This is a genomic window from Niallia yueguangensis (assembly GCF_052663115.1).
In genome coordinates this window covers 33,917-56,089 of the sequence record NZ_JBQTCX010000007.1, presented here as the reverse complement: position 1 = coordinate 56,089, position 22,173 = coordinate 33,917, and the positions used below count along the sequence as shown (strand labels likewise).

Genomic DNA, 22,173 nt, shown 5'->3' with positions numbered 1-22,173 from the left:
AGAATGAAAAATTTATTTATTTATATTATTACCAGTGTATTTTTATTTGCTTACATAACACCGGGAGTAGCAAAAGCACAAGAGTCAAATGAAACCCAAGAAAACGTATTAAATGAAGAAAGCATAATAACTAAGATTGATCCAACAGAAGAAGGTATAGTAGTTGCCTCTGATGATGCCGCTTCCTTTGTTGAGGATACAATTGAAGGCAATGTGTCAGATGTTTTAGAAACAACAGTAGAAGTTGAAAAAACAGAAACTGTTATAGAAACGAAGATAGATGCAGAAGAACTATCAGCAAATGGCGCTCTATCAATTAATAATGAGACAAACGAGATGTCTTTTGACTTTTCTTCAGAGGCTGAAAATGGTGAACTAGTTGAACACACTTACAAAATATTGCTTAATAGTGTATCTGATGAGGACTTTAATGCTACACTTATTAATGTAGATACCGGAGAAGTTATTAATGTAGATTCAACTGAATTACAAGCATCTATAGTTCCTGTTGTAGCTGTTTTAGTAGGTTTTATAGTAAGAATTGGAATCAGTTGGGTTATCAAACAATTCGGAAAAGCTGCTATTAAAAGTGCCGTCAAAGATATCAGTAAAAAAATAGCAAAAAAATCACTAGGAAAAGGTTCTACAGGAAGGCAAAATCCGAAAGATTTAGTTGAGGAAATCTTTATGGATCATGTATTAAATAACCCATTAGATGGAGCTACTGAATTTACAAGTATTAAATTGAATGACAGCAGATGGCACCATAAAGATGGTTGGGTTAAAATGGAGAGAAAATTAAAAACAAAGGAAGGCCAAAACGTTGTAATACACTTTGTATATAACAAAAAAACTAAAAAATTTGACGATTTTAAGTTTAAATAATAAACAAGGGGTTTTATTTATGCATAAAGACATTGAAAGCATTTTAGAAAACTGGGTTGAGAAAATAAATGAAGATGAGTTCTATCTAGCTCATTCTTTTGATAGAATCATAGATAATAAAAGTAGTGTTGAAGCTTTTGAGTATATCCCTCATATGATAGATGCTATACTTGAAACAAATGACGATTTTATCGCTTCTCAATTAATTTTTTATACAAATTGTATGTATGGAAAAGCAAATACAACAGAGCTTCATCCTATTTTTGTTTCAAAACTAGAAGAATTAGAAAAACATATTCTTAGTTTACATGGTAATAATTCTAAACGTGAATATGAAGAAATGAAAAGAGACTTACGAATGTCATGACACTTCTTGCACTATCTTCAGGATAGTGCTTTTTTGTAGTTATTTATTTAGTAGTATGCTATATAATTTCATATATTTACATCTTGCAAAAATGATTAACTTTTACGAACACAATAAAATGGAGGAAGAATACATGAAAGCTACCATTACAATTAAAATATGATTTCGAACTGTTTTTTAAATCACTTGCTATTTCTTTCGTTGTTTTGTCTTATACTAACAGCTCAAACACTTCTCTTTCTCTTTTTGTTAATAATGGCTTGTGAGTAAATTCGTTCTCCTTCAAATAGTATAACCCTCCTTGCCTACGCCAGCTATGAACTCTGGGGTGGGTATTATCATAGTCTGAATATCTTATGTAGGGAGAAGCCTTGGAGTGACTACATTTTGGGAAATTTGGACGACTTTTTTCTTTTATTGTGGTTTAAAATTGTTTTTACTTCTTTCGGTAAAGTTTAAATGATGTGATAATTTATTTTTTTATGAATGTTTATAAATATTGTTCTTTAATAGCAAAAGGTGGAGCAAGCAGACTTATTTAATGGAATATGTTACAATAAAATTAACATATACTGGATATAAAGAAATGGAGGGTAACTAATGAGTTCTTTCGTAATCTTACTAATTATTGTATTAACGGTTATCATTGACTGTTACTGGTTTGATACAGACCGAAAAAGATGGGGTTGGATGAAAAATTTGTCTAATCGAAATAAAGTTCTTTTTTTCTCTGGGTTTATTTTAGTTTCCACTTTCATTTACTTAGGTTTAAGCATGAAATATTTATAATACTTGTAGGTCCCACTACTTCAAGAGGTAAGATTAATTTGCCCTAATAGCTCTGTTTAAGATTAAACAAAAACTCAATTTATTATATAGGTTTTTCAGGAAAAAATGGCTTATCTTTTATCTTTTGTACTAAAAAAGAACAACCTCCCTTTTAAAGGGTGTCTCATAAGCTTTTTGCATTTTCAACGTCTAGAAAAATAATTGTCAGGCACTTTTTTTACTGTTCTTACGATTTCTCCTCAATATCGCATGTAAGAATACGACACCTGAAATTAACATAATAAAGGTATAAACATTGATGAATAAAGTATTTGTATATTGATTAACCCATGAATAGCGGTAAATTCTTGAGGACTTCTGTGCGGGAGTGCCCCCTAATTGATCGATCAAATTCAACGTATACCGATATTCCAAGAAACTAGCCAACAGTAGAACAAATAGCGATCCAAGGCTTACGAACTTCCAGGTTCGCGGCTGCAAAACAAGCGTACCTAGGCTTTTCCATAAGTTCTTGGCGAATCGCAGAAAAATGATTACGGCGAGCAAAACAAAAATAAGGCCAAGATTGCCATTGCCTGATGTAACTTCCGGCCTTATAGTAAATAAGCCCACTAAATACAGGAAAACAATACTTAAAAGCAGCCATACCACTGTAGGCTTAAAGAAAAAATTCATGCTGTTTCCCCTTTCTAGTTAATGACTGTCTGCTAATTCATTTAAGTCCTGAAAATCAATACATCTCAAAAATCGAGATATTCTTCAAAAATTCACCTTTAACAATTCTTATGTAAAAAAGAAAAAATTTAATCTGTTACCACCTCATACTTCACAACTTTCTTATTTTCATCAAAAGTAATAACTAACCATTCACTGTCTATACTAATTAGGCTTCTTTCATTTCCAAGGTAATAAACAATATTATTCTCTTCTTTAAAATAATCATCTGCTTCAGTCGGTCCCAATAGCGTACTTACTTCTTTTTTTGTCATACCTATTAATTCATATTCATTTAATAAGTCATCTACCATATACACTCTTTCGCTCTCGTTAATCAACCATTTTTTCACAGAGAAATTAGATTTATATTCGTTTACTCCTAAAATAATTGCACAAAATAGAGGCGGGATAATACCAATAGTTGTCCTGGTTATAAATTTAGTCTTTGCTTTTCTTTCTGTTCTCCAATTCGTATATTTCCATAAAACAAATAGAAAGAATAGTAAAAAAACATAAGGTACTAGAATAGCAGGAATACTCACGATACTGTAAGAAGAATCCAGAATGTTTATGATAAAGATGTAACCAATATATAATAAAACATACAAAATACCGTATAACTTAAATATACTCCACAATACGTTTTCTTTAGATTTCAATTATTTATCTACTCCCTAAATAGTACTTTTCTAAATAGTTCATTATTTTTCTTCAACTTCCTAGTTAGTGGGTGAAGGATTCTTGTTAAAAATAATAAGTTCATCAAATCAGTTAATCATAATATGTATCTTTTTCCGCTTCTTTTACTTTCAACATTACTTCGTCTCTTTGTTTTTCTTTTGAATCTGTCTTATCAATATAAATGCTATCACCCTTTTTTAAAATGACACTATTAGAACGAGCACTTTTTTTATTATCCCATTGAATAGTCACTTTCGGTTTATCTTCTCTCGTTCGAACATTAATATAGGTATCTAATGAGACAGAGTTATCATCTAATATAAATTCATATCTGCCTTCAGGGAATTCATTACCTACTTCATAATATCCTGAATTGGAAATAATATAGTAATCTTTCACCTTTTTTAATTTCTGAAACTTTGAGGGCGTCATTTCGACTTGACCTTCAAACACGTGAAATTTATTATTTTTCCTAAAAGCAATTGCATGCAGCTCTTCGTTTTCACTTAGTTTCCACCCGAAAAAATTTACTTCTTTACTGTTTAATGGCTTTATATCATAAAAACCAGGTTGAAGATCCTTCCCAACAACGTATTCTTCATCCTTTTCACCCAAAATAACCCTTTCAGCAGAGTTTTTTTCTATAGATCTAGTTATTACAACTTCATCATTTTTTTTGCTTTTTATCTCCTTGTTATCATCCATTTGATAAAGAAAAAAAGCCAAACCTACTGCTAGTACCAAAAATAAAACGATTAAACTCTTTTTTCTTTGCATTCCAAAACTCCTTACAACTTTTTGACTTATTTGTTTCCCCTACCAAAAATTGAATTATAACATAAGTACATACTTTTATTTACAAATTATACTCGACAAAAAACTACATATTTCTAAAAAGGATGAGTGTAAACACATTCCATCCTTTTTGTATTTACTTAAAAGAATGGCAAGTTATCCATAATAATAGCCTTGATTATACCTAGGTTGAGGAGAATAATATCGATTTTGAGGCATATATGATTTGTTATTTTGATAATGTAGCGGTTGAGAATTAGAAGTATTTATATATGTTTGCTTCCTTTGCTCGGTTTGGCTGACACATTCATCAGTAGGTCCAATGACAATGGTTTGATTTTTTAACGGAGCAAGTGTTTTCTTTAATTGTTCTGGATTTAAACAATACGTATGAGCAAGCACTTCTATTGGTGTTTTTGTCAGAATGTCCGATCCAAAAATATATTGTGGATATGGTGCATCAAAAATGGCAAGTAAATGGGTTTTATCCTCATTAGCTATTTCCCAATGCCACCAGCCTTGCGGAATATTTGCTACTTGCCCAGGCTTTATTGGAATATTTGTCAATGTATTATTAAAAGGGTTAATAAGGGAAACAACGGCTGATCCTGAAATACAATAAACAAGTTCAGCTGCATTTTGATGATAATGCGGTTCCACCACACGACCTTTGCTTAAATATATATCAAGCAAGGAAACATCTCCCAGTGTATTTAAATTGTTTCTTCCTAATTCGTTGATATAATTTTGTGCATTACGGGTTTTCAACCGATTTTTATTGATATCAAAAAAATACTGTACATTTGATTTCGTATAATCCATATAAGATGTTGACACGACAGAATATCCCCCTATTATTTAAAAATTTGATACAAGACCATTGTATGAAAGATTAAAAAATGGGTGATTATCATAGGTTGAAATTTTGACGGCTAATTATCCTACCGTATTTATTTTGTTTTTTCAATAGTTGAAACAATAAATAAATGGTACAAATATGCTACAATGGAGCAAAATGCATGTTTTTTTGAAAGGAAGGTTTATATGCGTATTTTAGTATTAGGAGCTGGCGGCGTTGGTGGATATTTCGGCGGACGCTTAGTTGAAAAAGGTGAGGATGTGACATTTCTTGTTCGCAGTGGCCGAAAGAAGCAGCTGGAGAAAAATGGTCTTGTCATACGCAGTGTAAATGGAGACTTTTCTTTTCAACCTAAATTAGTTACTACAACGGATGCTGCAGAACCATTTGATTTAGTTTTATTCTCTACAAAATCCTATCATTTAGAAGCAGCTATAAACGATCTTAAACCTTTTATTGGAGAAAAAACGGTCGTGTTGCCTCTATTAAATGGTATTTCCCATTTAGATACGTTAAAAGAAGCTTTTGGCGCAGATAAGGTTATTGGCGGTTTATGCTTTATCGAAACAACTTTAAATAAAGAAGGCGATGTTGTTCAGACAAGTGCAGCTGCCCGGGTTGTTTACGGTGAATTTGGAAACCAAGATACGGAACGAATACATAAAATTACAGATTCCTTTAGCGGTGCGAAAGCAGATTTTATTTTAAGTGATCATATCGAACAAGCGATGTGGCATAAATATCTTTTTATCTCTGTTATGTCGGGTGTCACTTCGCTATTGCGCGCGCCGATTGGACCTATTCGCGAAAGTGATGGCGGCAAAGACTTCATCCGTCAAATGTTTGAGGAAGCGGCTCAGATTATGCGAGCATACGGTGCGCCTATTCATGAAAATATTGTGGACGAGCATATGAAGACAATTGATGCGATTGGATACGATATGAAATCATCGATGCAGCGCGATATGGAGAAAGGTTCCCTTATTGAAGGTGATCATTTACAAGGATACTTATTGGAGTTGGCAAAAAACACTTCTGTCCCTGCGCCATTATTGCAAGTTGTTTATCAGAATGTCAAAGTGTATAAAAAAATGCAATTAGAAAACAGCTAAGTTGTAAAATTTTCTGTTTTTGCAGGGAATTCTTGCGAAACATATTGAAATATCCTCTTGCAAGATTCCCTTTTTACATACTTATTATCGGAGGAACTCATTTGATCTTGCCTTATATTTTTCTTTTTATAACTGTTTTAGTCATGTTTTTCTTTAAGCTGCATATTTCGCTAATTATCATAGTCTCCATTCTTTTCTTCTTTTTTATGCTTTATCTATCCTTATACCCGATCCTATTTGAAAAAGACGAAAAGAAAATTTTGCAGTTTTTACAAAAATCAAAGCACCCTCATTATCATTTTCTTTTTTTGCTCTTTCATGATGAAGAGGAAGAAGCAAGGAAACAGCTAGATAAAATTCGCTACAAGCAAGTTAAAATCGTTTCTGAGATTATTTTACTGGCTAAACAAAAAAAGTTTCATTTAGTTAAAGAACTGCTCCCTTTAATGAAGGAAACGAAAGCCAAATGGTATTATACAGCAATGATTTCCCTTAAAGAAGGCGATCTATCTAATTATGAAACAAATAAAGATCGCATAAACGATAAAGTCATGCTTGCCTGGCTGGAAATGGAGCATAAAGTAAAAGAAGGCCAAAAAGCAGAAGCACTGGAAATGCTGAATAAACAAATTCCCACATTAAAAGGATTACATTTGATTTCCGCCTTGCAATATAAAAAAGAATTAACATCCACTTATAAAGGAAGCTAGTCTGAATACATTTAGACTGGCTTTTTGCTTACAGATGATAGCTGTTTTTTTTCTAGATTTACAGTATACTATTAAAGCAATCTATTTTTTCCAACATTATTACGATCATCTTACAATTATGACAAATAGATACACTAGAATGATAGAAAGAGGAGAGACTATTGAGTGAGTTAACATCTGTAGAAGGAAGATCAAGAGTGGATGAAGAACCTCTTACTGTTCCTGCTTATGGTTATGAATTAATTCGTGAAATATTAATACCAGATTTATTAGGAAGAGATACACCGGAACTTTTGTATTGGGCTGGAAAAAGAATTGCCAGAATGTTTCCGCTTGAACACATAGAAGAGGCGAGAAATTTTTTTGAAAAAGCAGGCTGGGGAACGCTTGAAGTCAGCAAGCAGTCCAAATATGAAATGGAGTATACTTTAACTAGTCCTTTGATTGAAAAAAGATTAAGAGAAAAAGGAAAATGCACCTTTCAACTCGAGACAGGCTACTTAGCCCAGCAACATGAACATCTAAAAAAAGTCATTGCCGAAGCGTTTGAAGATCCAAAAAGAAGAGACAAAAAAATAACGATAACCGTGCGTTGGGACAGTAAAGACCCCGTATAATTTTCTTTTGCATAAGAAAAGCTGCCAATCTAGGCAGCTTTTTTCAGTTTAATCTTGCTTACGCGTTTACAGGAATCGCACTAAGTTCAAATGCATCATGCAAAGCCTCAACCGCTTGAACCATTTTGTCTTTTTCAATAACTGTTGATACTTTAATTTCTGAAGTGCTTACCATTTTGATGACAATATCTTTTGTTGCCAACACTTTAAACATATCAGCTGCAACACCAGGGTTGGAAATCATGCCTGATCCTACAATCGATACTTTGGCAAGTCCTTGTTCAGAAGTTATTTTCTCATAAGATAATTCTGCTTTAACCTCTTCCAGTACTTTCACTGTCTCTTCCAGATCACTGTCTTTAATCGAAAAAGATACATTCATTGTTTGTTGGTCGGTTAAGCTTTGAATAATAATATCTACATTAATATGTTGGGATGCTAATGTAGTAAAAATCGTAGATAGGCTTGTTAAAGGATTTTTTAATCCAAACACCGTTACACTAGTAATATTATCTTCAAACGCTACCCCTCTTACAACTAAGTTTTGCTCCATTGATACTTCCTCCTCGATGATTGTTCCTTCTTCTCTTTCCATGCTTGAGCGTACTACAAGTGGTACTTGATAATTTTTTGCGTATTCAACTGCTCGAGGATGCAGTACACCTGCTCCTAAATTTGCCAACTCGAGCATTTCATCATAAGATACGGATAATAATTTTCTTGCATTTTTAATATATCGAGGATCTGTTGTATATACACCTGTTACATCTGTGTAAATATCGCATTTATCCGCTTTAAGCGCTGCAGCTAACGCTACTGCAGTTGTATCGGAGCCGCCTCTTCCCAATGTCGTAATCGAACCATCTTCTGCCACGCCTTGGAAGCCTGCTACAATGACAACTTTTCCTTCTTTTAGTTGAGCGTGCATTTTTTCTGTTTCAATATTTAAAATGCGTGCATTTCCATGTACCGATTCTGTTTGAATTCCTGCTTGCCAGCCAGTATAAGAAATCGCATCTACTTGTTTAGCATTTAAAGCCATTGATAATAAGCTGATCGTTATTTGTTCTCCTGTTGAAAGCAATACATCCATTTCTCTTTTTGAAGGACGATCTGACAACTCTCCAGCTAGTCTTACTAATTCATCCGTTGTTTTACCCATTGCAGAAACGACAACGACAACATCATTTCCTCTATTTTTCTCCTCGATTACGCGCTCGGCAACATTTTTGATTCTTTCTGCACTGCCTACTGATGTTCCACCGAACTTTTGTACTACTAAACCCACAGCATTCCCTACTTTCTTTTTTTCTCTTAGAAGTGTAGAGGATATTCAAAAAGTCATCAAATGATCAGCGGCGAATCTCTTCGTTGGCTTGCTTTTCCGCTACTCACGTATTTAATTGCATACGTTCCGTTGCTCAAAGCTACACCGCCTCGACCTTCTTGCTTCTAATTTGCTGCCTTTTTGAACTCTCACTATTACTTCGATAAATACTTTTTTCATTGCTTTTTAAGACAATAAAAAAAGCAATGAGAACGTCTCATTGCTGTGCAGAAAAACTCCATTAAAATGTGCACAAACAGTGAGATAGCCCTCCAAAACAATTCCTTGTTTTGACAGTCTTGCATTTGTTCAATACAAAACCAGCAAAGAAAATAATGAGTTCTTCTTTACTTCGGCGAACTGTCCCTTTCATAATCCTTCTTTGAAGCTCATTCTTCTCTGGATTATTACTATTGAAGTTCGCACCTCTACCTTCACTTATTAAGAATAAGTTGCCATCATTATAGCATAGAGTTTTTTTTTATACAATAGTTGATTAATGAATTATTCTTGCAGTTTGTTCAATAGCTCTTCCGCTACATTTGCCGGTATGCCGATCGTACGGAATTCTTCGATTGTTGCTTCTTTCATTTTTTTTACAGAGCCAAATGTTTTTAATAACAGCTTTCGACGCTTTTCCCCAATTCCAGGTATGTCATCTAATAAAGATTGAAAGGCATTTTTCCCACGGACTTGGCGATGAAAGGTAATCGCAAATCGGTGTACTTCATCTTGAATTCGTTGCAGCAAATAAAATTCCTGACTGTTTCTAGCTAATGGAATGATTTCCAACGGATCACCGTATAATAATTGCGAGGTTCGGTGTTTTTCATCTTTTGCCAAGCCTGCCACGGGAATATCCAAGCCTAATTCAAATAAAAGAATTTCTTTGACTGCTTCCAAATGCCCTTTTCCGCCATCAATTACTATTAAATCCGGCAGTGGCAATCCCTCTTTTAGCACACGCTGATATCTCCGTCTCACTACTTCTCGCATCGACTCATAGTCATCCGGTCCCTGCACCGTTCTTATTTTATATTTCCGGTATTCTTTTCTTGCTGGTTTTCCATCCACAAAAACAATCATCGCAGAAACCGGATCTGTACCTTGAATATTACTGTTGTCAAATGCCTCGATTCGATGCGGCGTATAAATCCCCATCTGCTTCCCTAAATTCTCTACAGCTTTAATCGTTCTTTCTTCATCACGCTCAATTAACGCAAATTTTTCTTTTAACGCATTTTCGGCATTTTTTTTTGCTAACAGCACAAGTTCTTTTTTTTGTCCTTTTTGCGGTTTTAATACTTTTACTCCGAGAAGTTCTTCCACCATCTCTCCCTGAATGCTACTAGGAATTAAGATTTCTTTCGGTTTAAAATGGTTTTCTTTTTCATAAAACTGTCCAAAAAACGTGAGCATTTCTTCCTCTGGTTCTTGATAAATAGGAAACATGCTTACATCTCGTTCAATTAATTTCCCTTGTCTAATAAAAAATACTTGAACACACATCCAGCCTTTATCAAAAGAATAGCCAAAAACATCTCTATCCACTAGATCGGCCATTGTCATTTTTTGTTTTTCCATTGTTGCTTCAATATGAGCGATTTGATCACGATATTCTTTTGCCCGCTCAAAGTCTAATTCTTCTGCTGCAGCAGTCATTTTCACCGTAAGCTCTTTTTTAATCTCTTTGTAGCCACCGTTAAGGAATTTTGTAATTTCATCCACGATTTGACGATATTCTGCTTCTTGAATATCTTTTACACATGGAGCCAGGCATTGGCCCATATGATAATAGAGGCAGACCCTGTCAGGCAGTGTCGTACATTTTCTTAATGGATATATGCGATCAAGCAGTTTTTTTGTTTCATTTGCTGCTTGGACATGGGGATATGGTCCGAAATACTTGCCTTTATCCTTTTTAACTTTTCTTGTTGTAATTAAGCGTGGATGTTTTTCTGCAGTCAGCTTAATAAAAGGATACGTTTTATCATCTTTTAACATAATATTGTATTTTGGATCATACTTTTTTATTAAATTAATCTCTAATAATAATGCTTCCATATTAGAAGAAGTAATAATATATTCAAAATCCTCAATTTCGTTAACGAGTCTTAATGTTTTTCCATCATGGGAACCAGTAAAATAAGAGCGGACTCGATTTTTTAATACCTTTGCTTTTCCTACATAAATCACTGTGCCTTGTCGGTCTTTCATTAAATAACATCCAGGCTGATCAGGTAAGAGCATCAGTTTATTTTTTATTGTACTATTCATCGTCTTTCCTCCCTGAATGCTTGAATCTACACTAATCTACTACACTCTATTATATATGATACTTGTTGGAGAATGCTTTCAGCAAGGAAAAAGTCGTGGAAGGAAATAGGATAGAAGACAAAAAATTAGTGAAGAACAATTTGTCCTTCACTAACTCTTTTAAACATGTTTAGATAATAATTCAGAAAGAGCTTCTTTTGGTTGGAATCCAACTACTTTATCCACTACTTCGCCATCTTTGAAAACTAATAATGTCGGAATGCTCATTACGCCGAATTTAGCTGCAGATTCTTGGTTTTCATCCACGTCAACTTTAACAATTTTTGCTTTTTCTCCGATTTCAGCGTCTAATTCTTCTAATACTGGAGCAATCATTTTACAAGGTCCGCACCAAGGTGCCCAAAAATCTACTAGTACTACTCCTGAACCTGTTTCTGTTTGAAAATTTTGATCTGTTGCATGTGATATTGCCATTACAACTGCCTCCTCTAAGTGGTTAACTTTTAATATCGAAAGTATACCATCGTTTTTGTTAGGATGCTAATAATTTGTTTCGTCGATAATTTTCCCTACACTTATTGCTTCTATTCGATATATTTAGCACTTCAATTAATCAGCACTTTCTCCATATTCTGCACCTTCCAACTGTTGAATTAACAATGGCACTACTTCAAATATATCTCCTACAATACAATAGTCTGCTTCTTTAAAAATAGGTGCATCGGGATCATTATTAATCGCTACGACCACTTTTGCACCATTCATTCCGACGATATGTTGAATCGCTCCTGAAATTCCGCAAGCGATATAAAGATCAGGTCCCACCGTCTTGCCCGTTTGCCCAACTTGCAGCGATGAATCGCTAAGGCCTAATTCAACCGCCCCTCTGGAAACGCCGACTGTGCCTCCAAGCAACGATGCTAATTTTTTTATTAATTCCATTCCTTCTGTATTTTTTATGCCTCTTCCAGCTGCAACGATTACTTTTGCATCCAATAAATCGATGCTGTTGCCGTTCTTTTTTTCCACTTTTAATAAAGGAAAAACTGGTGTTGTTTTATCCATTACCTGTTCTTCTATAACGACTGCTTGTTTCCCGTGTTCATTAGGTACTACCCAGCTATTTGGCTTTATGGCAGCGATAAAAGTATCTTCATCTAATCGAACCGTTTCATTTAGTTTTCCCGAAAAAATTGATCGTGTAAATACTATCGAATCTTTTTCACGTCTCATGCCGTTTACATTAGAAAGGAGAGGAATGGCTAATACTTTACTTAAATAGGCTGCGATGCTTTTTCCAAAATCAGTATGAGGAATAAATACCTTTGCTGGTTTTTCTTTTTTTAATATAGCTTCTACATGCTTTCTATATGCTTCATCAGAAAATGGTGTTTCTTTCGTACTGATCCATAGTATTTTGTCCATTTTATACTGCAAAAGATCATCTACATCCGATGTTGTTTTATCTTTCCCATATAATAGAACGACGATTTCCGCATCAGCAGCGATTCCGTTAGCAGCCGATAAACATTCAAATGTGACAGTACGTATTTTTTCTTGCTTCATTTCACCTATAATAAGGATTTTCTCTCTCAAAATTACCCCTCCTTAGCTACCTCATTTTTTTGATGATCTCTGAAAGTTGACCAGCTTGTTTTTCGCTGTCTCCTTGTATAAAAACATTTTGTCTTTCAACAATAGGAAATTGATATTGTTCGGTGGTTATCGATAAGGAATTATTGAGTTGCGGAGTAATTTTATCTAAAGATTTTCTTTTTGCTTTCATAATACCGGCTAAAGCAGGCAGTCTTGGTTCATTTAATCCTTGTGGAACAGTCACTAATAATGGCAATGGACCGCCATACGTTGCCACCTCTTCACCTGTGTCTTTTTCAACAATTGCTTTTCCATTTTCTATAGTCAACTTTGCTATATTGGTTATATACGGAATGTTAAGTGCGGCTGCTACACGAGGTCCAACTTGCCCGCTGCCGCCATCCATAGCAAATGCACCGGCTAAAATAATATCAAATGGAACCGTTTGTAAATACGAGGATAATGCATTGGCAATAACGACAGGTTCTTCTTTTGCATCATCTAATAACAACAATACGCCTTTATCTGCTCCGATTGCTAATGCGAGCCGAAGCTGCTTTTCTGCATTTTCTTCTCCTGCTGTTACAACCAATACCGTTCCTCCATGCTTTTCTTTTAAGCGAATGGCTTCTTCTAATGCCCTTTCATCAAGCGGATTGATCATATAATTGACATCAACTATTTGCACCTTATTATCTTGAACTGTAATTTGCTGTTCGGAATCAAATGTTCTGGATAACAATACGATAATATTCACTAGGTGTTCCCTCCTTTACATATCCGTATTTCGTTGATGTTCTTCCTTTAATTCTCTCCGTAAAACTTTTCCTATTGCTGTTTTGGGCAGCTCTGCTCTAAACTCATACAAGCGAGGTACTTTAAAGGATGCAATTCGTTTCCTCATAAAATGATTTAAATCTTCTGCGGTTAATGTTGCTCCTTTTTTCAACACGATAAATGCTTTGACTGTTTCTCCTCGATAAGGATCTCCAACGCCAACCACTGCTGCTTCTTCTACATCTGGATGCTCATATAACACTTCTTCTACTTCTCTTGGATAAATATTAAATCCACTAGCAATAATAAGATCTTTTTTCCGGTCTACAACATAAAAATAGCCTTTTTCATCCATATAACAAATATCACCTGTTAACAGCCAGCCGTTTTTTAATACTTTTGCGGTTTCTTCTGGATTATTCCAGTACCCCTTCATCACCTGTGGACCGTTGATTCCTAATTCGCCAATTTCTCCAGGAGGAAGTTTCTGTCCTGTCTCAAGTGAAAAAATAGCTGCATCTGTTCCTGGCCACGGCACTCCAATGCTCCCTTTCACAATTTCATGATCCCAGAGAAAATTAGCATGCGTTACCGGAGAAGTCTCCGTTAATCCATATCCTTCGACTAATTTTCCGCCTGTTTTTTCCTCAAACCTTTCGATGATTTCAACAGGCAATGGCGCTGATCCGCTTATGGAACTTTTAATGGAAGTAAGATCATATTTTTCGATTTGTGGATGGTTTAAAAGTCCAATATAAATGGTAGGAGCTCCAGGGAAAATCGTTGGTTTTTGCTTTTGGATGGTTTTTAAAGTGGCAGCTGCATCAAATTTAGGAATTAAGATCATTTTATAAATTTCCATCACAGATAGAATCATTAAGGTCGTCATGCCGTATACGTGAAATAAAGGCATAATGCCAAGTATTATTTCTTCTCCTTTTTTCATGCGGTATAACCATTGACGTACCATCGCGGTATTTGCGATTAAATTACGGTGAGTCAGCATTACCCCTTTTGGAAAACCTGTTGTTCCACCTGTGTATTGAAGAATGGCAACGTCTTCTTCAAAATCAGTTTGATATTCCTTTACTTCTATGAATGGTTTTTTTAATATGTCAAATAACATATGGGTAGAATGGCTTTCATAAATTGGGGTATTTTTTCGTTGTTGTTTTTTTTGCACGATAGAATAGAGGATGTTTTTAGGGAATGGGAGAAAATCTTGTATCTTTGTAACAATAATTTGTTTAAGCTCTGTATCTTTTTTTGCCTGCTGGATTCGATTATATAAAAGATCCAATGTAATGATCATTTTAGCTCCTGAATCTTTTAATATAAAATGAACTTCTCTTTCTTGATATAAAGGATTTGTAGGGACTACGATGCCGCCTGCTAAAAGAATCGCATAAAAGCCAATAACCGTTTGCGGAGTATTTGGCAGCATAACGGCTACTCTATCGCCTTTTTCCAATCCTATTTTCTGTAAATAACCTGCCAGCGTCATTGATTTTTTGTATACTTCCTGAAATGTCCACTCCTTTCCCATAAAATGAATCGCTTTATGATCTGGATATTCTTTTGCAGCATATATTAATGATTGCTGCAACGTATAGGGTCGATAATAAACATCTTTCGGTATTTCCGGTGGATAAAGATCCAGCCACGGTTTTTCACGATACATAAACTCATTCCTCCTGCTTGTCTCTTGTACTAGTTTATTATATGGCGCAAGGATCCGTTCAGTTATTTAAAATCCGCCCATATTAAAAAAGGGCTAAGCCAAGCTGAAGATCAGAAAAGCGCAGGCGCCTTGCTCAGCCCCGAAGAAAAATGTTCATTTGACTCGAAAAGTGCTTTTTACTTTTAGAGGCAAAGGGTTATTTTTCACAGGGGTTAGGCGCCGGAGCTAGACACTAATCTAAGTTGAAACTTATAAATTCTGATACTATAAAAAAAAACACGCGTCCTCTTTATAGAAAACACGTGTTTTTTCAATACAGTGATAGAAACAATAGGCTGTTTTCGTATAGATTGTTGCTTTAAACTCGCAGCCTGAATACACTTCGTCCGTTTAGCGAGCGTCGAGCCTCCTCGTCGCATACGCTCCTGTGGGGTCTCGTCTTTCTCGCATTCCCACAGGAGTCTCAGTCTGCTGAGTACTGCTTCTCCCATTTTTTTATGTAAAAAACAACAAACTTTGAGAAAACTGCCAAGCAATAAAACATCCCCAATCTATTTTATGAAATGCCAGCGCCGATTACAAAAGATAAACCAATCGAGATAATCATGGAGATGAATCCAACTGCTCTGTTATCGTTTTGGATTTCTTCGTCTATTCTAAATTTTGGTGTTAAAAACTCAAAAATAAAATACCCTACCAACAATAAAAAGAATCCATACACGCCCCAAACAATCATCGTTAATAAAGAATCGTTTTGCATAATGGAATGCCTAAATATATTGGCTATTCCAAACATTTTCCCGCCTGTTGCCATTGCAACGGCAAGATTTCCTCTTTTTATTTCTTCCCAATTATTATACTTAGTTACCAATTCAAAAATAGCCAAAAATACGACCATGCTTAAAATGACAACACTATAATCACCTGCAGTTTTTATATACTCGTTAGTCCAAAATTGATTCATGCACTATCTCCTCTATTTGTTTTCTATATATACACTCCTATGGAAAAGGGGTCGGAGCTTCGCCAATTTTTATAGAAGTAAACTTTTGATTGCACTCTATATTTGTTGTTTATCCTTATTAAGGACAGAGTGGCTCCGCTCGCGCCGCCTTTATTTTAATTCTACGACGGTAACACCACTGCCGCCTTCTCCTGCTTCTCCAAATCGAATACTTTTTACCGATCGATGATTTTTTAAATACTCTTGTACGCCAGTTCTTAACGCACCTGTACCTTTTCCATGGATAATCGAAACTCTAGGGTATCCGGCAAGCAAACTATCATCAATGTATTTTTCTACTCTTACTAAAGCATTTTCAAATCTTTCGCCGCGTAAATCCAACTCTAAACTCACATGATAATCTTTGCCTTTAATCGATGCAAGTGGTTTTGTTTCGACTACTTTCGGTGTTTTAATAAATTCCAAATCTTTTGTTTTCACCTTCATTTTCATAATGCCAATTTGGACTTGCCATTCTTTATCAGAAATTTTTTCCAACAACTGTCCTTTTTGACCAAATGTTAATACTTTCACTTCATCCCCTGATTGGAAATCATGGGTAGTCGTTTTAATTGCTTCTTTTCTTTTTACAGTTGTTTTTGGCGTTGCATCACTTAATCTTTTTCTTGCTTCAATTAATTCATGCTCTTTTATTTCTGCTCGTTTTTCAAGCTGCATTTTCCGCAAATCAGAAATAACTTGTTCTGCCTCTTGTTTCGCCTGTTCAATGATGTCAGCAGCTTGTTTTTTTGCTTTTTCTTGAAGTGTTTCTTTTTTATCATAATAATCCATTACTTGCTTTTGTAAATCACGGTGGAGCATTTCTGCTTGCTTTCGTAATTCTTGTGCGTCCTTGTACTCTTCTTCTGCATGTTTTCGACTTTCTTCTAATGATGCAATCATATTTTCTATTTTACTGCTTTCATCACTAACATGAGCTCGTGCTGCAGCAATTACTTGGTCCTGCAACCCTAGACGTTTGCTTATTTCAAAAGCATTACTTCTCCCTGGCACACCAATTAATAATTTATAGGTTGGACTTAATGTTTCCACGTCAAATTCAACACTTGCATTCATAACCCCTTCTCGGTTGTAGCCATAGGCTTTTAATTCAGGATAATGGGTCGTAGCAATAACACGCGCGCCGCGGCGATTCACTTCATCCAATATCGAAATGGCCAGTGCCGCCCCTTCTTGCGGATCGGTTCCTGCACCTAATTCATCAAATAATACAAGGCTGTTATGGTCAACTTCCTCTAATATGCTGACAATGTTGACCATATGGGAAGAAAACGTACTTAATGATTGCTCAATCGACTGTTCATCGCCAATATCTGCATACACTGCATCGAATACGCTCATTTCTGAACCATCCAACGCTGGAATTTGCAAGCCGGCCTGAGCCATCAGCGTACATAACCCGACTGTTTTTAACGTAACGGTTTTTCCGCCTGTATTTGGTCCTGTTATGACAATCGTGGAAAAATCATCTCCTAATGTCACATCATTTGCGACGACTACATCAACAGGAATTAATGGATGCCTTGCTTTAAAAAGAGAAATCTTGCCTTCCTTATTTATATTCGGCTTCGTTCCTTTTAATCGATGTCCATATTTTGCTTTTGCAAACATAAAATCAATTTCTGATAACACACCAACAATATCTAAAAGCTCTGTGCTGTATCCAGAAACAAGTGCCGTTAATTGCGTTAAAATCCGATCGATTTCTTGCTGTTCTTTTACACGGATTGCCTGCAGCTCATTGTTAAGCGTCACAACCGACTGCGGCTCAATGAATAAGGTTTGCCCTGAAGCACTTTGATCATGAATAATGCCGCCATAATTCCCTCTATATTCTTGTTTTACCGGAATAACAAAGCGATCATTGCGGATCGTAATAATGGCATCTGAAAGCATCTTTGCTGCATTGGAGGAACGGATCATGCTTTCGAGCTTTTCTCTTACTTTCGATTCATTTCTCCGAAGCTGATGGCGAATGCTTCGCAACGCTTCACTCGCACTATCCATGACAACGCCTTGCTCATCTATTGCCATTTTAATTTCTTCTTCTACTTCAGCTAAAACAATAATTTGGTTTACGAGTTCAGCTAAAATCGGCACTCTTTCTTCGTCATTAAATTCTTCGATAAATCTTTTGATTTGTCTGCTTGCATGCACCGTATTCGCGATTTGATTCAGCTCTGCAGGACTCAGCATTCCGCCGATTGAGGAACGCTTTACATGTGGACGAATATCGTATATTCCGCTTAATGGAATATTCCCGCGCATGCGGAATACTTTAGCTGCTTCATCTGTTTCTTCCTGCCAGCGAACCACTTCTTCAAACTCTGTAGAAGGAACTAGTTGTTCTGCTTTCCACTGTCCTAAAGATGAAGATACATGTTCTAATAATTGGCTTTTAATTTTGTCAAACTCTAATGTTTTTAATACTCTTTCGTGCATGGAGTTTTCTCCTTTGCTTTTCTTCTATTTATATTACTGCTTCTTTTTTTGCAAAAAGTTCAGCAAGTCTTGTTTATCCATCGTATTTATTACTGTTTCTTTTTGTATCCAGCCTTTTTTTGCTGTTGATACGCCAATGCTCATATTATTTAACTCTTTTGTATGATGTGCATCTGTATTAATGATAATGTAACCCCCTTTATCTTGGGCCATTTTCACGTACTCTGCATGCAAATCCAAACGATTTGGATTGCTATTCAGTTCCAATACTGTATTTGTTTCTTTTGCTAAAAGAATTAATTGTTCCATATCGACATCATAACCGTCTCTTATGCCGATTTTCCGGCCTGTTGGATGGGCGATGATATCAACATATTTATTTTGCATCGCGTTTTTTAATCTTTCCATTATTTTGTCTTTCGGTTGGGAAAAAGAAGAATGAATGGATGCAATAACGATATCTAATTCCGCTAATAAACTATCTTCATAATCTAATGAGCCATCTGGCAGAATATCCATTTCTACACCAGCAAGGATCGTGATATCGTCATATTTTTCATTTAACCTTTTTATCTCTTGAATTTGTTCGCGCAAACGTTCGGGCGTTAGTCCATTGGCCACTTTTAAATATTGAGAATGATCGGTAATCGCCATATATTGATAACCAAGGGCTCTGTTTGCTTCTACCATTTCTTCAATAGAAAAAGCACCATCACTCCATGTAGAATGCATATGTAAATCGCCTTTTATATCTTCCAAAGAAATAATCGTATTGTCTTCCCTAAATGCTTCTACTTCTTTACCATCCTCTCTTAATTCTGGTGGAATAAACGGAAGCTGAAAATAATGATAAAAATCTTCTTCTGCAGCGAATGTTTTTATTTCTCCTGTTTCTACATTTTCCACGCCGTATTCACTAATTTTTTCTCCCCGCTCTTTTGCCAACTGCCTCATTTTTACATTATGTTCTTTAGAACCGGTAAAATGATGGAGTGTTGTCGCAAATTCAGCTTGAGTTACGATGCGGAAGTCTACGGAAACATCATACTTTAAATCTAATACGATGCTTACTTTTGTATTTCCTGCACCCGTTATTTCTTTAATAGAAGGTAGCTTCGTTAATTTATTTTTTACTGCTGAAGGATTGTCTGTTGCAATAATAAAATCTAGATCTTTTATTGTTTCGCGCATTCTTCTTAAACTGCCAGCTCGAGAAAATTGACTAATTTCTTCTATTTCCTTTAGGTCTTTTTCAATAGAGACAGCTACTGACAGCATATAAGCAATCGGTAGTCTTTCTGGTCTCGAACCTACATTTTGTAATGCTTCGAGGATTTTTTCTTCTGTTTTTTTTCCAAAACCACTAAGTGCTTGCACTTTTCCTTCGACACAAGCAGTCTGTAAATCTTCTGCATTCGTAACAGCAAGCTCCTTATATAGCTTGGCGATTTTTTTTCCTCCTAGACCAGGAAGCTGTAATAGTGGAATTAATCCTTTTGGTACTTCTTCTTTCAACTGTTGTAACGCTGTGGATGTTCCTGTTGTAACATATTCTTCAATAACAGCAGCCGTTCCTTTGCCGATTCCAGGAAGTGCTGTATAATCAGTAATTTCAGATAAGCTTTTTTCATTATTTTCTAAACTTGCCGCAGCTTTCCGAAAGGCTGAAACTTTAAAGGTATTTTCTCCTTTTAACTCCATATAGACGGCAATTTGTTCTAATAAACGCATTACTTCTTTTTTTGTTATGTTCATTTTTATCACCTGCTTTTATCATATCATGTTCTTTTCTGTTTCAATAATTAGTTGAAAGTGCAAAGCAAAGACTCCTCTATTTTCTAGAAGAGTCTTATACCCTTTTTAAGAAGCCATATAGTCAAACCAAAGCGTTTTAATTTTTTCGGAAAAATAAGGGGTGTTTTCAATAATACCAGCTGCTATTATCGACTTATTTAAATTATTTTCAATAAATTCGATTGGCATAAGTGCTGCGATATATAATAGAATAAAAATAACTAAGTACACTTCAATAAATCCTAATATCGCTCCCGCCCATGTATTCAGCTGTTTTAAAACTGGTAAACTAGCAACAAAGTCTATCATGCTGCCAATTATTTGCCATACGATTTTCACAGCAAAAAAAATCAGCACAAATGCAATTGCCCGATAAAATACATCTTCCACATTTGCATTGCTAAAAAGGGTTGTAATGAAACTATTTTCACCTACATTAGGATATGGCACCCAAAGGGTTAACTTTTCAGATAAAGGTATGTAATATTTATTTGCCACAATAAAGGCAGCAATAAACCCGGTTAAATGGACTATTTGTAAAATAAAACCTCTTTTTAAGCCTCTTAACAGTCCAAATAACAATAACACAATAACAATAAAATCCAACATGACTTTTTCAGTCCTTTTCTCTTTTTAATTCATTTTCCAGCTGTTCGACTCGGTCTAATAATTTAACATAATCGTTTACTATATTAACAGTCGTCAACACGGCTAATTTATTTAAATCAAGGGATGGATTCTTCGCATAGAGTTCTCGCATTTTTTTATCTACTATAGAGGCAACCAAGCGTACATGGCTTGACGGTTCTTCACCTATTATTACATATGGTGTACCATATATTTCTACAGTTGTACGGTTTTTTGGTGTGTCTGTCACAATTATGCCTCCAATCATAAGAATCCTAATCTCTATCATAACATGAACCGTTCAAGAGAGGAAAGTCATACCCTGTCAAATTACGTCATGCTTTTACAATTTATTATTTTTTTGCAAAAAGTTATAGTAAATAGTAATGGTGATGTCACATAAAAAAAGACCATAAAAAAGGGCCCATTTACATGATTTTCCGTTAGCTAAATCACCTGTTAGTTTAACAAATTATTTACCATATTTCATCTAAATTATTAGAATAGAATTGAAACGCCTTATTATATTTTTTTATCCACTTATCATCAGAAGAAACAAGTAATACGTTTAATAAAGAAGATACGGCCTCTTTATTTTCTTGTAAGTTATAAAGTGTAATAGCTAAAAAAGTTTGGATGGCTAAGTTAGTTGGAAACTCACTCAACCCTTGCGTTAGTATTGATTTAGATAATTGATACTCACCAATACATCGGTAACTACTTCCCAATTGTATGAATAGCATTTCTCTTAATTCACCTTCAACATTATTTGACAGTGCTTTCTCATAATATTTAATAGCTTCTATTTCAAAACCTAAAGAATCATGAATGGAACCACAATAAAAATTGAGTTCAGCATCATCAGGATTTTTTTCAAGTAGGCTGATAAGCAATTTTTTAGCTTCTTCAAATTCCTTGTTTTTTAATAGTTCTTTTACGTTTTCTATCATGTGTATCCCCTCTTCAAAGAATTTAACCTATACCAATTCCCAAAACATTTTTTCTTTATTTTACCACTCATTCTATTCATTTTTTTCTTTTCACACACCTTATTCAAACAACCCTCTTCTTTAACAGTTCTTCAAAAAACAAGGCT

At 35.1% G+C, this 22,173-nt stretch carries 21 protein-coding genes, 1 pseudogene and 1 riboswitch; of the genes and pseudogenes, 6 read left to right on the top strand and 16 right to left on the bottom strand.

Going from position 1 to position 22,173, the window contains the following annotated elements; translation table 11 throughout:
- The first annotated feature begins 3 nt into the window (after window positions 1–3).
- Both ACTYA4_RS08445 and ACTYA4_RS08440 read left to right on the top strand, forming a co-directional pair.
- Window positions 4–885, top strand: coding sequence for an SAR2788 family putative toxin (locus tag ACTYA4_RS08445; RefSeq protein WP_443480673.1), 882 nt, complete (start codon window positions 4–6; stop codon window positions 883–885).
- Between the two features lie 19 nt (window positions 886–904).
- Window positions 905–1,252: a hypothetical protein gene (locus tag ACTYA4_RS08440; RefSeq protein WP_443480672.1), complete on the top strand. Its 348-nt coding sequence runs from the start codon at window positions 905–907 to the stop codon at window positions 1,250–1,252.
- Window positions 1,253–1,328: 76 nt separating this feature from the next.
- Here ACTYA4_RS08440 and ACTYA4_RS08435 read toward each other — a convergent pair.
- Window positions 1,329–1,538 (bottom strand): annotated as a pseudogene (locus ACTYA4_RS08435) (LuxR C-terminal-related transcriptional regulator).
- A 314-nt stretch (window positions 1,539–1,852) separates the two neighbouring features.
- Here ACTYA4_RS08435 and ACTYA4_RS08430 point away from each other — a divergent pair.
- Window positions 1,853–2,041, top strand: a complete 189-nt coding sequence (locus tag ACTYA4_RS08430) for a hypothetical protein (protein ID WP_443480671.1) — start codon at window positions 1,853–1,855, stop codon at window positions 2,039–2,041.
- Between the two features lie 803 nt (window positions 2,042–2,844).
- Here ACTYA4_RS08430 and ACTYA4_RS08425 read toward each other — a convergent pair.
- From ACTYA4_RS08425 to ACTYA4_RS08415, 3 genes are all read right to left on the bottom strand, one after another.
- Entirely contained in the window at window positions 2,845–3,417 is a 573-nt protein-coding gene (locus ACTYA4_RS08425) for a hypothetical protein (protein ID WP_443480670.1), read from the bottom strand.
- Between the two features lie 112 nt (window positions 3,418–3,529).
- Complete coding sequence (locus tag ACTYA4_RS08420) at window positions 3,530–4,216, bottom strand: hypothetical protein (RefSeq protein ID WP_443480669.1); 687 nt, start codon at window positions 4,214–4,216, stop codon at window positions 3,530–3,532.
- Between the two features lie 174 nt (window positions 4,217–4,390).
- Window positions 4,391–5,056, bottom strand: coding sequence for a cupin domain-containing protein (locus ACTYA4_RS08415; protein ID WP_443480804.1), 666 nt, complete (start codon window positions 5,054–5,056; stop codon window positions 4,391–4,393).
- Window positions 5,057–5,278: 222 nt separating this feature from the next.
- Between ACTYA4_RS08415 and panE the strand changes: the two genes are divergently transcribed.
- The 3 genes from panE (at window position 5,279) to ACTYA4_RS08400 (ending at window position 7,532) form a co-directional block, all read left to right on the top strand.
- Window positions 5,279–6,205 (top strand): 2-dehydropantoate 2-reductase, encoded by a 927-nt coding sequence (gene panE, locus ACTYA4_RS08410; RefSeq protein WP_443480668.1) that lies wholly within the window; start codon window positions 5,279–5,281, stop codon window positions 6,203–6,205.
- 101 nt (window positions 6,206–6,306) lie between these two features.
- Entirely contained in the window at window positions 6,307–6,915 is a 609-nt protein-coding gene (locus tag ACTYA4_RS08405) for a hypothetical protein (RefSeq protein ID WP_443480667.1), read from the top strand.
- A gap of 161 nt (window positions 6,916–7,076) precedes the next feature.
- Window positions 7,077–7,532 (top strand): YslB family protein, encoded by a 456-nt coding sequence (locus ACTYA4_RS08400; protein ID WP_443480666.1) that lies wholly within the window; start codon window positions 7,077–7,079, stop codon window positions 7,530–7,532.
- A gap of 58 nt (window positions 7,533–7,590) precedes the next feature.
- Here the strand turns inward: ACTYA4_RS08400 and ACTYA4_RS08395 are convergent, their stop codons facing one another.
- From ACTYA4_RS08395 to ACTYA4_RS08340, 12 genes are all read right to left on the bottom strand, one after another.
- Window positions 7,591–8,820 (bottom strand): aspartate kinase, encoded by a 1,230-nt coding sequence (locus ACTYA4_RS08395; RefSeq protein WP_443480665.1) that lies wholly within the window; start codon window positions 8,818–8,820, stop codon window positions 7,591–7,593.
- Window positions 8,821–9,116: 296 nt separating this feature from the next.
- A riboswitch (Lysine riboswitch) is annotated at window positions 9,117–9,298 on the bottom strand.
- Window positions 9,299–9,363: 65 nt separating this feature from the next.
- Window positions 9,364–11,136 (bottom strand): excinuclease ABC subunit UvrC, encoded by a 1,773-nt coding sequence (uvrC, locus tag ACTYA4_RS08390; RefSeq protein ID WP_443480664.1) that lies wholly within the window; start codon window positions 11,134–11,136, stop codon window positions 9,364–9,366.
- 159 nt (window positions 11,137–11,295) lie between these two features.
- Window positions 11,296–11,610 (bottom strand): thioredoxin, encoded by a 315-nt coding sequence (gene trxA / locus ACTYA4_RS08385; protein ID WP_443480663.1) that lies wholly within the window; start codon window positions 11,608–11,610, stop codon window positions 11,296–11,298.
- Between the two features lie 135 nt (window positions 11,611–11,745).
- Window positions 11,746–12,732, bottom strand: coding sequence for an electron transfer flavoprotein subunit alpha/FixB family protein (locus ACTYA4_RS08380; protein WP_443480662.1), 987 nt, complete (start codon window positions 12,730–12,732; stop codon window positions 11,746–11,748).
- Window positions 12,733–12,748: 16 nt separating this feature from the next.
- Window positions 12,749–13,489 carry an electron transfer flavoprotein subunit beta/FixA family protein gene (locus ACTYA4_RS08375; protein WP_443480661.1) on the bottom strand — a complete coding sequence of 247 codons (741 nt, stop codon included), beginning with the start codon at window positions 13,487–13,489 and terminating at the stop codon, window positions 12,749–12,751.
- Between the two features lie 15 nt (window positions 13,490–13,504).
- Complete coding sequence (locus ACTYA4_RS08370) at window positions 13,505–15,190, bottom strand: long-chain-fatty-acid--CoA ligase (protein WP_443480660.1); 1,686 nt, start codon at window positions 15,188–15,190, stop codon at window positions 13,505–13,507.
- A gap of 556 nt (window positions 15,191–15,746) precedes the next feature.
- Entirely contained in the window at window positions 15,747–16,154 is a 408-nt protein-coding gene (locus ACTYA4_RS08365; RefSeq protein ID WP_443480659.1) for a DUF350 domain-containing protein, read from the bottom strand.
- 150 nt (window positions 16,155–16,304) lie between these two features.
- Window positions 16,305–18,656 carry an endonuclease MutS2 gene (locus tag ACTYA4_RS08360; protein WP_443480658.1) on the bottom strand — a complete coding sequence of 784 codons (2,352 nt, stop codon included), beginning with the start codon at window positions 18,654–18,656 and terminating at the stop codon, window positions 16,305–16,307.
- 33 nt (window positions 18,657–18,689) lie between these two features.
- On the bottom strand, window positions 18,690–20,411 hold the full coding sequence (polX, locus tag ACTYA4_RS08355; protein WP_443480657.1) for a DNA polymerase/3'-5' exonuclease PolX: 1,722 nt from the start codon (window positions 20,409–20,411) through the stop codon (window positions 18,690–18,692).
- A gap of 105 nt (window positions 20,412–20,516) precedes the next feature.
- Window positions 20,517–21,059, bottom strand: coding sequence for a CvpA family protein (locus ACTYA4_RS08350; RefSeq protein WP_443480656.1), 543 nt, complete (start codon window positions 21,057–21,059; stop codon window positions 20,517–20,519).
- 7 nt (window positions 21,060–21,066) lie between these two features.
- Window positions 21,067–21,327 (bottom strand): cell division protein ZapA, encoded by a 261-nt coding sequence (zapA, locus tag ACTYA4_RS08345; RefSeq protein WP_443480655.1) that lies wholly within the window; start codon window positions 21,325–21,327, stop codon window positions 21,067–21,069.
- A 226-nt stretch (window positions 21,328–21,553) separates the two neighbouring features.
- A complete protein-coding gene (locus tag ACTYA4_RS08340; RefSeq protein ID WP_443480654.1) occupies window positions 21,554–22,027 on the bottom strand; it encodes a tetratricopeptide repeat protein in 474 nt (157 codons plus the stop codon).
- Between the last annotated feature and the right edge of the window lie 146 nt (window positions 22,028–22,173).

Coding starts and splice junctions, on each gene's coding strand:
- ACTYA4_RS08370 (WP_443480660.1), bottom strand. CDS start 15,190: ATGTATCGTGAAAAACCGTGGCTGGATCTTTATCCACCGGAAATACCG.
- ACTYA4_RS08415 (WP_443480804.1), bottom strand. CDS start 5,056: ATGGATTATACGAAATCAAATGTACAGTATTTTTTTGATATCAATAAA.
- ACTYA4_RS08445 (WP_443480673.1), top strand. CDS start 4: ATGAAAAATTTATTTATTTATATTATTACCAGTGTATTTTTATTTGCT.
- ACTYA4_RS08440 (WP_443480672.1), top strand. CDS start 905: ATGCATAAAGACATTGAAAGCATTTTAGAAAACTGGGTTGAGAAAATA.
- ACTYA4_RS08340 (WP_443480654.1), bottom strand. CDS start 22,027: ATGATAGAAAACGTAAAAGAACTATTAAAAAACAAGGAATTTGAAGAA.
- panE (WP_443480668.1), top strand. CDS start 5,279: ATGCGTATTTTAGTATTAGGAGCTGGCGGCGTTGGTGGATATTTCGGC.
- ACTYA4_RS08360 (WP_443480658.1), bottom strand. CDS start 18,656: ATGCACGAAAGAGTATTAAAAACATTAGAGTTTGACAAAATTAAAAGC.
- ACTYA4_RS08365 (WP_443480659.1), bottom strand. CDS start 16,154: ATGAATCAATTTTGGACTAACGAGTATATAAAAACTGCAGGTGATTAT.
- ACTYA4_RS08420 (WP_443480669.1), bottom strand. CDS start 4,216: ATGCAAAGAAAAAAGAGTTTAATCGTTTTATTTTTGGTACTAGCAGTA.
- uvrC (WP_443480664.1), bottom strand. CDS start 11,136: ATGAATAGTACAATAAAAAATAAACTGATGCTCTTACCTGATCAGCCT.
- ACTYA4_RS08350 (WP_443480656.1), bottom strand. CDS start 21,059: ATGTTGGATTTTATTGTTATTGTGTTATTGTTATTTGGACTGTTAAGA.
- ACTYA4_RS08430 (WP_443480671.1), top strand. CDS start 1,853: ATGAGTTCTTTCGTAATCTTACTAATTATTGTATTAACGGTTATCATT.
- polX (WP_443480657.1), bottom strand. CDS start 20,411: ATGAACATAACAAAAAAAGAAGTAATGCGTTTATTAGAACAAATTGCC.
- trxA (WP_443480663.1), bottom strand. CDS start 11,610: ATGGCAATATCACATGCAACAGATCAAAATTTTCAAACAGAAACAGGT.